General features: G+C 59.5%; 9 protein-coding genes and 1 tRNA gene. 5 read left to right on the forward strand and 5 right to left on the reverse strand.

All coding sequences use genetic code 11. The features are described from left to right. Positions 1-31: 31 nt before the first annotated feature. Positions 32-454 carry a DUF1036 domain-containing protein gene (locus tag EKK30_RS06960; protein ID WP_290982532.1) on the forward strand — a complete coding sequence of 141 codons (423 nt, stop codon included), beginning with the start codon at positions 32-34 and terminating at the stop codon, positions 452-454. Beyond that, positions 451-1,896: a pyruvate kinase gene (pyk, locus tag EKK30_RS06965; protein WP_290982289.1), complete on the forward strand. Its 1,446-nt coding sequence runs from the start codon at positions 451-453 to the stop codon at positions 1,894-1,896. The genes EKK30_RS06960 and pyk overlap by 4 nt, the downstream gene beginning before the upstream one ends. Positions 1,897-1,965: 69 nt before the next feature. On the opposite strand, the gene EKK30_RS06970 is transcribed toward pyk, so the two are convergent. Continuing rightward, positions 1,966-2,721: a tetratricopeptide repeat protein gene (locus tag EKK30_RS06970; protein ID WP_290982292.1), complete on the reverse strand. Its 756-nt coding sequence runs from the start codon at positions 2,719-2,721 to the stop codon at positions 1,966-1,968. A 59-nt stretch (positions 2,722-2,780) separates the two neighbouring features. Next, the gene (gene ykgO / locus EKK30_RS06975) at positions 2,781-2,906 is read right to left on the reverse strand and encodes a type B 50S ribosomal protein L36 (protein WP_013216601.1); all 126 of its coding nucleotides are present in this window, start codon (positions 2,904-2,906) and stop codon (positions 2,781-2,783) included. A gap of 539 nt (positions 2,907-3,445) precedes the next feature. On the opposite strand from ykgO, the gene EKK30_RS06980 reads away from it, so the two are divergent. Then, positions 3,446-4,105, forward strand: coding sequence for a hypothetical protein (locus tag EKK30_RS06980; protein ID WP_290982302.1), 660 nt, complete (start codon positions 3,446-3,448; stop codon positions 4,103-4,105). Positions 4,106-4,208: 103 nt separating this feature from the next. Here the strand turns inward: EKK30_RS06980 and EKK30_RS06985 are convergent. Together EKK30_RS06985 and cpdR are read right to left on the reverse strand one after the other, a co-directional pair. Then, positions 4,209-4,283, reverse strand: a tRNA-Val gene (locus EKK30_RS06985). An 85-nt stretch (positions 4,284-4,368) separates the two neighbouring features. Beyond that, positions 4,369-4,755, reverse strand: coding sequence for a cell cycle two-component system response regulator CpdR (cpdR, locus tag EKK30_RS06990; protein ID WP_290982305.1), 387 nt, complete (start codon positions 4,753-4,755; stop codon positions 4,369-4,371). A gap of 288 nt (positions 4,756-5,043) precedes the next feature. On the opposite strand from cpdR, the gene EKK30_RS06995 reads away from it, so the two are divergent. Both EKK30_RS06995 and hisN read left to right on the forward strand, forming a co-directional pair. Next, the gene (locus tag EKK30_RS06995; protein ID WP_290982308.1) at positions 5,044-5,943 is read left to right on the forward strand and encodes an N-formylglutamate amidohydrolase; all 900 of its coding nucleotides are present in this window, start codon (positions 5,044-5,046) and stop codon (positions 5,941-5,943) included. A gap of 525 nt (positions 5,944-6,468) precedes the next feature. After that, the gene (hisN, locus tag EKK30_RS07000; protein ID WP_290982311.1) at positions 6,469-7,302 is read left to right on the forward strand and encodes a histidinol-phosphatase; all 834 of its coding nucleotides are present in this window, start codon (positions 6,469-6,471) and stop codon (positions 7,300-7,302) included. Here hisN and EKK30_RS07005 read toward each other — a convergent pair. Further along, positions 7,299-7,652 (reverse strand): alpha/beta hydrolase (locus tag EKK30_RS07005; RefSeq protein WP_290982314.1); only part of this gene is annotated, 354 nt, incomplete at its 5' end. The two genes, hisN and EKK30_RS07005, sit on opposite strands and share 4 nt — an antisense overlap.

A 7,652-nucleotide genomic window follows, 5' to 3' on the forward strand; every position in this document is an offset into this window, starting at 1 on the left:
TCGGACTTTGCCATCCCGCTTGATCCCGCGCGTGATTGCCGGATACGCCGCAGCGCCGTTCTTCCTCTGTCTCTTTACGGCCGCTGCCCATGCCGACCTGAAACTCTGCAATGCGACCTCGAGCAGAGTGGGCGTTGCCATCGGCTATCAGGATACGACGGGCTGGGCCACCGAAGGTTGGTGGAACATCGCATCCCAAACATGCGAGACACTCTTGAAGGGCGGATTGCCCAGCCGCTTCGTTTACGTCCATGCGGTCGACTACGATCGCGGCGGCGAATGGGGCGGCAAGAACGACATGTGCACGACAGAAAAGTCCTTCGCCATCCGGGGGGTTCAGGATTGCGTGAAACGCGGATATAAGCGCACCGGATTTTTTGAAGTAGATACTGGCGAGGCGAAGGAGTGGACCGTTCGCCTCACCGACCCGGGTCAAGGAAAAGCTGACAAATGAGACGTAATCGCCGGGTCAAGATCGTAGCGACGCTTGGTCCTGCGTCGGCTGCGCCGGAAATGGTCGAGCGGCTGTTCATTGCAGGTGTGGACGTCTTCCGCATCAACATGAGCCATTCCACCCACGATGGCTCCAAGGCGCTCTACAATACCGTGCGGGCCTGCGCCGCCCGTCACCGGCACCCCATCGGCATTCTCGCCGACTTGCAGGGGCCAAAGTTCCGTGTCGGCAATTTCGATGCCGGCCGCGTGAATGTCCCGACCGGCGCGATCTTCAAATTCGATCGCGACGAGACCCTCGGCACAGACCAGCGGGTCTACCTCCCGCATCCTCAGATCTTCGATGCCATCGAACCTGGCCATAATCTGGTGCTCGATGATGGCAAGCTGCGCATGCGCGTGATCGAGGCCTCTCCCGTCCAGATCAAGGCAGAGGTCACGACCGGCGGCATGCTCGCGAGCCGCAAGGGCATCTCGATGCCTGACACGCTGCTGCCAATCAGTCCGTTGACCGATAAGGACAAGGACGATCTCGCTCATGCCTTGAAACTCGGCGTCGATTGGGTCGCATTATCGTTCGTCCAGCGCGCCGAAGACGTCCACGAAGTTCGCCGGCTAATTGGCAATCGTGCCGCCATTCTCTCCAAGATCGAAAAGCCATCCGCGGTCGCCGCCCTCGAAGAGGTGATCGCGGCTTCCGATGGCATCATGGTCGCGCGCGGCGATCTCGGCGTTGAAATGCCCGTCGAAAAGGTTCCAGGCATCCAGAAGAAGATCACGCGTCTGTCGCGCGCTGCCGGCAAGCCAGTGATCGTGGCGACCCAAATGCTCGAAAGCATGATCTCCTCGCCGATGCCCACCCGTGCGGAAGTCTCCGACGTCGCGACGGCCGTGTTCGACGGCGCGGACGCCATCATGCTTTCTGCCGAAAGCGCGGTCGGCCAGTATCCCGTCGACGCCATACAGATGATGGACAAGATCGCGCGCGAAGTGGAGCACGATCCGGTTTACGAACCGATGCTGTACGCGACACAAACCGAGCCGCAACCAACGGGCGCCGACGCGATTGCGGCCGCCGCTTCCGCCATCGCCGATACCGTGCGCCTCGGCGCAATCGTCTGTTACACGGCGACGGGATCGACCGTCTTGCGTGTCACCCGCGAACGTCCCGGCATCCCGGTGATCGGCCTAACGCCGGTTGAATCGACCGCACGCCGTCTCGCGCTCGTGTGGGGCGTTCACACGATCCTGACCGGTGATCCGGAAAATCTTTCGCACATGGTGCGCAAGGCATGCAGAATCGCCTTCGAGGAAGGCCTCGTCAAAGCGCGCGAAGGCATCTTGATTACGGCAGGCATTCCGCTCGGAAGCCCGGGCGCCACGAACATGATCCGCATCGCCTTCGTCGACGATTCCGGCGCGCCGATCGCAGAAGAAGTTTAGTCCGCCTTTAGGCGAGATTATTCTGAGATTTGCGGCGAGCGATCGCGGCGTACCGACAGGGTAAGCCGTTCAAATGCCCCGCCCCTCGACTTCCTTTTTTAGTTCATCGCGCGCGGTCTCACCGCCTTCGATGTTCGGGTGCACCTTGAGCAACTGATTGTAGACCTCCAAGGCGGCCTTCTTCTCGCCCATCTGCACCAGAATTTTCGCCATGCCGTCGAGGGCACGGAAATGGTTGGGCTCGAGCGCAAGCGCGCGCCGCAAATCGCCGAGCGCCGCCGCATAATTGTTCATCCGGTATTCGACGTAGGCGCGATGGCTCCAGGCCTCTGCGTATTGTGGCGCGAGTTCGACAGCCGCATCCAGGAACGGCAGCGCCTTATCGTTCTCATTCTTCGATGAGAACACTTCCGCCCGGTCGATGAGAAGATTGACGGTATCCCCACCCTCGAGCCGCCAAAGGCGCTCGACCGCCGCTCCGATCTCTCCCGCCTGACGATGGTCGCCTTCGGTCGCGAGATAGGCATAGAGATTGTCGAGAGTTTTCGAGACCTCTTCGGGCGTCTTGGGCCACGGCAAACCCATCATGCCGGGCGGCCCCTTCTGCTGTGCCGCGGCCCCCGGCGACGGCGCAACGGGCGGCCGCTTGGTGGCACGGGGCAGTTCCGGACGTGAAGGCGGGGTGGGACTAGGTTGTTCCGGGAACGGCTGAGTCTTTAAAAGCTCATCGTCAGCGGCCGCGATCGTCGCGCCGCCTGCCAGCACCAGAAAAGCAATGAAAAGCCGCGCAGGAACCATCATGGCCGCGACGTTAATCGAGGCCATCTGGCAGGTCAAAAAGACTCTCGTGAATTCGCGTTAACGTCACGCGGAAGCGCGTCGCCTTAGCCCTGGCGAGCCTTGAAACGGCGATGGGTCTTGTTGATCACGTACACGCGGCCCTTACGGCGCACGACGCGGTTATCGCGGTGCCGCGAGCGCAAGGACTTCAAGGAATTTCTAACTTTCATAACGACACCGGTTGAAGTTGGCGGCACGCGGAGGAAAAGGCCCCTCGATGCCTCGCCATCAGATTGAGACGGAAGCCGGGCTTTTACCGGTGCGAAGCCGGAAAAACAAGGCCCATCGACCGAAAAGTCGCGGGAGTGAGCGTTTCGCCCGCCCCATCGGGCCGATGACCGGCGGCTCGCACGCCACCTTTGCCGCCGCACGCGTGGCATCCAGTAGATTCTCGTGATCAGCCGGTTACTATGCCATTCGGCCTATGCCACGCGGCGCCCACCATAGTCATTTGTGTTCGAAGGCTGAAGTAATGCCCAGACCCAGGGAGTGGCGGCTCCACATCGGTGCCCACAAGACGGCAACAACGCATTTTCAAGCAACCCTGGCCCTGCACCGTTCCGAGCTTCTGGAGGCGGGCATCGACTTCATTCCGCATCAGAGTGTCCGATCAGCTCGACTGGGAAAGTATGTCCTCCGGCCGCACCGCCGATTTCCCTTTTATGGGTTTGTCGGCAGACGGGCCTTCGAACGCACTCTTGGTGCCCTGATGCAGGGACCTCCAATCGTTGTCCTTTCCGAAGAAAACCTGATCGGAGGATCTGAAGGCCTTCTATGCGACCGGCTCTATGCCGACGCGACCGACAGGTTGTCGCTACTCGAAGCGATTGCGCGCGCTTCGAAAGTGACGCTGTTTCTGTCGGTCCGGCGTTTCGATGAAATACTGCCCGCGGCCTATGTGCAGACGCTCAAGGATCGCGCTTCGAGGTGTTCAACTAAGCCGAGCTTTGAACCCATTCGGGTCAAGGCGCTGTCGTCTCCTCCATCTTGGTTCGAACTGGTTTCTCGTGTGAGGCGGGAAGTCCCCTCCGCGAATCTGAAGATTTGGAGGTTTGAGGATTACGTGCGTCACGAGGCTAAGGTCTTGGGTGCATTTTGCGGCGCCAGCCTTTCGAACGACAAACCCGTCCCGATTCCGAACCGTACGCGAACCCCGTCAGCCGAAGCCGTCGCGGAGCTGGAATCGCTGCACCCAGGAATGTCACCTGCCGAACGCAAATCTATTGTCGAGAGAATCCGCAGTGAAGCCGACGGGAAATCCAAGTTCCAACCCTTTTCCTCGGAAGAACGACGCCGGCTCGGCGACGTCTACCAGGAAGATATCGAAAAGATCAGAACCGCATTTCCGGACGTCGTCATGGATTTTTGAGCGAGGAAAACCTCGCCACCGCTCGCCAATGCTAAGCGCGGATGGAGCGAAGCAAACACGGATTATCGACCGGCTACATACCATCGAAAGCCAAAGGCTTCGATGGTGGGCACTAGAGGGATCGAACCTCTGACCCCTACCATGTCAAGGTAGTGCTCTACCGCTGAGCTAAGTGCCCGGAAGAAGCGAGCTTCTAGAGGGTTAGCGAGGCCAAGGTCAAGCCCCGAACGCCGCAAATCGCAGATTATCGCCGAAAGGCCGCGTCACACATCGAGCAGCCGGTCCACTTCCTTCACCAAGTCCTTGAGATGGAAGGGCTTGGAAAGAACGCGCGCATCTTTCGGCGGCTGGTTCTCGCTATTGAGGACGACGGCCGCAAAGCCGGTGATGAACATGATCTTGAGATCCGGATCGATCTCGCTCGCCCGCCGGGCCAATTCGATGCCGTCCATTTTCGGCATGACGATATCGGTCAGAAGCAACGTGAACGGCTCCGTCTTGAGTCGTTCGAACGCTTCCTCCCCGTTCTCGAACGCCACCACCTCGTAGTTCGCTTTTTCGAGCGCTTTGACGAGGAAGCCGCGCATGGAGTCGTCATCCTCGGCGAGAAGGATGCGACGGATCGGCAGGCTAGATGGCTTGGCAGTCATGGCTACTCTGAATGTGGAAGGCCCCGTGGACGAGAAACTACCCCATATCTCATCCAACGCAAACTTGGCTCAACTTGGGTAAACGGAGCATGAAACTGTGGACACTCTCGCAGAACGATCATGGCGGCATGAGCGTTTACCGCTGCTGAATTAATCGGCGGCGTAAGCTAGGCGCAATCCGAACCGTGCCTTAAGTCTAACGTGGACTTCGGGCAGCACCGTTGGCAATGTGACTTGGCTCGCCATCAACCATTTTCCGCCAGGACCTGAACGAGAAACCGCCTGCCTATGCACGACGACAAAGCCCACCAGGTCCCGAGCGCATTCTTCCCGTCTTATGATGTGCTGGCTCCTCGCACGCAGACGGTCCCGTTCGTTTTTTCATCACCCCACTCTGGCCGCCTCTATCCACCTGAGTTCCTGGCCATCTCGCGGCTCGACCCCAAGACGTTGCGGCGTTCCGAGGATTGTTTCGTCGACAAGCTGTTCCGCCCGGTGGCGAGCCTTGGCGCGCCGCTCATCAGCGCGCGGTTTCCACGCGCCTATCTCGACCTCAACCGCGAGCCCTACGAGCTCGACCCGGAACTTGTCAGCGAGCCCATCCCCGCCCACGCCAACACCCAATCGATCCGCGTCGCCGGTGGCCTTGGAACGGTGGCCCGCATCGTCGCCGACGGCGAGGAGATCTATCCCTCTCGATTGACCCTATCCAGCGTGCTGAAGCGAATCGAGCAGCTTTACTTTCCATTTCACGCCGAGCTTTCGCGGCTGGTCGCGCAAACACGAGAGACATTCGGCCACGCCGTTCTCGTCGATTGCCATTCCATGCCCTCGACAGCGATGGCGCCTGGAGGTGCCCAGCGCCCTGACATTGTCATCGGCGACCGCTTCGGCGCATCTGCCGATCCCCGTCTGACGCTGCTCGTGCGCGACGAATTTCAGCGTCGCGGCTTCAAGGTGCAGTTGAACCGGCCCTACGCGGGAGGCTATATCACCGAGCACCATGGCCGCCCTGCCCGCGGTACGCACGCGATCCAACTCGAGATCAATCGCGGTCTCTATATCAACGAGATGACGTTCGAGGAGAACTCGGGCTACCCGCTGCTCGCATCGGCTCTGATCGATATCGTATCGAGCCTGCTTCGCGAAATACCGGCGCTGCTCGATTATCGAGCCGCCGCCGAATAGCCTGATCAGCGCCGGACGATTCACCATAGAAAAAGGGCCGTCCGAATTTCACGAACGGCCCAAGTCTAGGGAGGAAACGCCCAAGGAGGGCTGCGAAGCGCGAGCGGAGCTCACATATCGCACTGCAAAAATTAAAGGTGCAGCGCATCACCAGCAAATGCGATTTGCGCATACCAGTCTCACCTAAAATGCTCGGCTTGTTTTTGGTCTTGGAGGGAGAGTGTCGAGCGCAACTCAGGCGCGAGGAAGGGCTTCAATAAAGAAAGGCCGTTCGTAAGCCGAACGGCCCAAGTCTAGGGAGGAAACGCCCAAATTGGGCTACGAAAGCGATGAAGCGTGTCAACGCGATCGCAAGCCAACGATGATCTGCTTCGCGCCGCATCGCAATCTCAACGCGTATTGCATTAGCACATTGGGTACAGGCTGTATCCGACCCGCCACAACTTGCGTTACTATTGTGTATCTAAATCACCATTGCTCTCGGCGGAGGTGTTAAGCAACGCTCCGTGGAGATGAGGCAAAGCTTTGAAATCGCAAGGTGAGCGTGTGCCGGGAACCTTACCCGCGGCGGAATTCCAAGCCATCAACCGCGTGGCCCAGGAGCTGGCAGATATTTCCGGCTCCGTTATCCTCAAGCATTTCCGCAAGCCCATGCCTGTGGAAAACAAAGCTGGCGCCGGCGCTTTCGATCCCGTCACCAAGGCGGACAGAGGCGCCGAGAAGGCCATCGTCCAAGCGCTGGCGACCAAATTTCCCGATCATGGCATCGTTGGCGAAGAGTTCGGCTCCAAACCGGGCACAAGCCCGTTCAAGTGGGTGATCGATCCGATCGACGGTACGCGCTCTTTCATCATCGGCTCACCCCTATGGGGAACGCTGATCGGCGTGCTCAAGAACGATGAACCCGTCTTTGGCCTGGTCGATCAACCCTTCACGGGAGAGCGGTTCTGGTCCGGTGATAAGTCCGCCTATCACAGCATGCGTGGCGCGCGGCCCGTTCGTATCAAGACCCGCGAATGCACGCGGATCGAAGACGCAGTTCTGACCTCGACCCATCCCGACTTGTTCGAAAGTCCGGAGCAATCAGCGGCATTGACCGCTTTAAAGGCGAAAGCGCGTCTCACGCGCTATGGCGGCGACTGCTACGGCTACTGTCTGCTCGCCTCAGGCTTCGTCGATATCATCATCGAATCCGGACTGAAGGCCTACGACATCGTCGCGATTATCCCGATCATCGAACGCGCGGGTGGGGTCATCACGACTTGGACAGGCGGCAACCCAGCGTCTGGTGGCGACATTATAGCGACCGGCGACCCACGCCTCCACGAAGACGTCCTAGCGCTGATAAATAAGCTCTAGATCGTTTCCGACGGCATCACTTCGATCCCCATGTAGGCATCGAAAGCGGCCCAGAACCGCTGACGGATCGCGTCGGTTTCCTGCAGGATTTCGTGACGTGATCCCTGCATCAGGAAATGCCCGCCCGATTTGAGGTCAACTGCGAAGTCCTCTATCGCTTGCGATGAGACGACGTGATCGGCGCCCGCTGCAAACAGCAGCATCGGCACACACACGTACTTCGGATAATCCGGCCGCGAGAGCATCGCACAGCTTCGCAGTGCGGCGCGCAGCCAACCGATGGTCGGCGCGCCGAGGGCAAGATCGGGTGCCGTCTCGATAATCGATTTCATGCGCGACCAGCGAACAAA

Source organism: Hyphomicrobium sp. (assembly GCF_003987855.1).
Lineage (GTDB): Bacteria > Pseudomonadota > Alphaproteobacteria > Rhizobiales > Hyphomicrobiaceae > Hyphomicrobium_B.

Bases quoted from the DNA above. Each gene is read 5' to 3' on its own strand.
- pyk (WP_290982289.1), top strand. From the start codon at position 451: ATGAGACGTAATCGCCGGGTCAAGATCGTAGCGACGCTTGGTCCTGCG.
- EKK30_RS06970 (WP_290982292.1), bottom strand. From the start codon at position 2,721: ATGGCCTCGATTAACGTCGCGGCCATGATGGTTCCTGCGCGGCTTTTC.
- ykgO (WP_013216601.1), bottom strand. From the start codon at position 2,906: ATGAAAGTTAGAAATTCCTTGAAGTCCTTGCGCTCGCGGCACCGCGAT.
- EKK30_RS06980 (WP_290982302.1), top strand. From the start codon at position 3,446: ATGCAGGGACCTCCAATCGTTGTCCTTTCCGAAGAAAACCTGATCGGA.
- cpdR (WP_290982305.1), bottom strand. From the start codon at position 4,755: ATGACTGCCAAGCCATCTAGCCTGCCGATCCGTCGCATCCTTCTCGCC.
- EKK30_RS06995 (WP_290982308.1), top strand. From the start codon at position 5,044: ATGCACGACGACAAAGCCCACCAGGTCCCGAGCGCATTCTTCCCGTCT.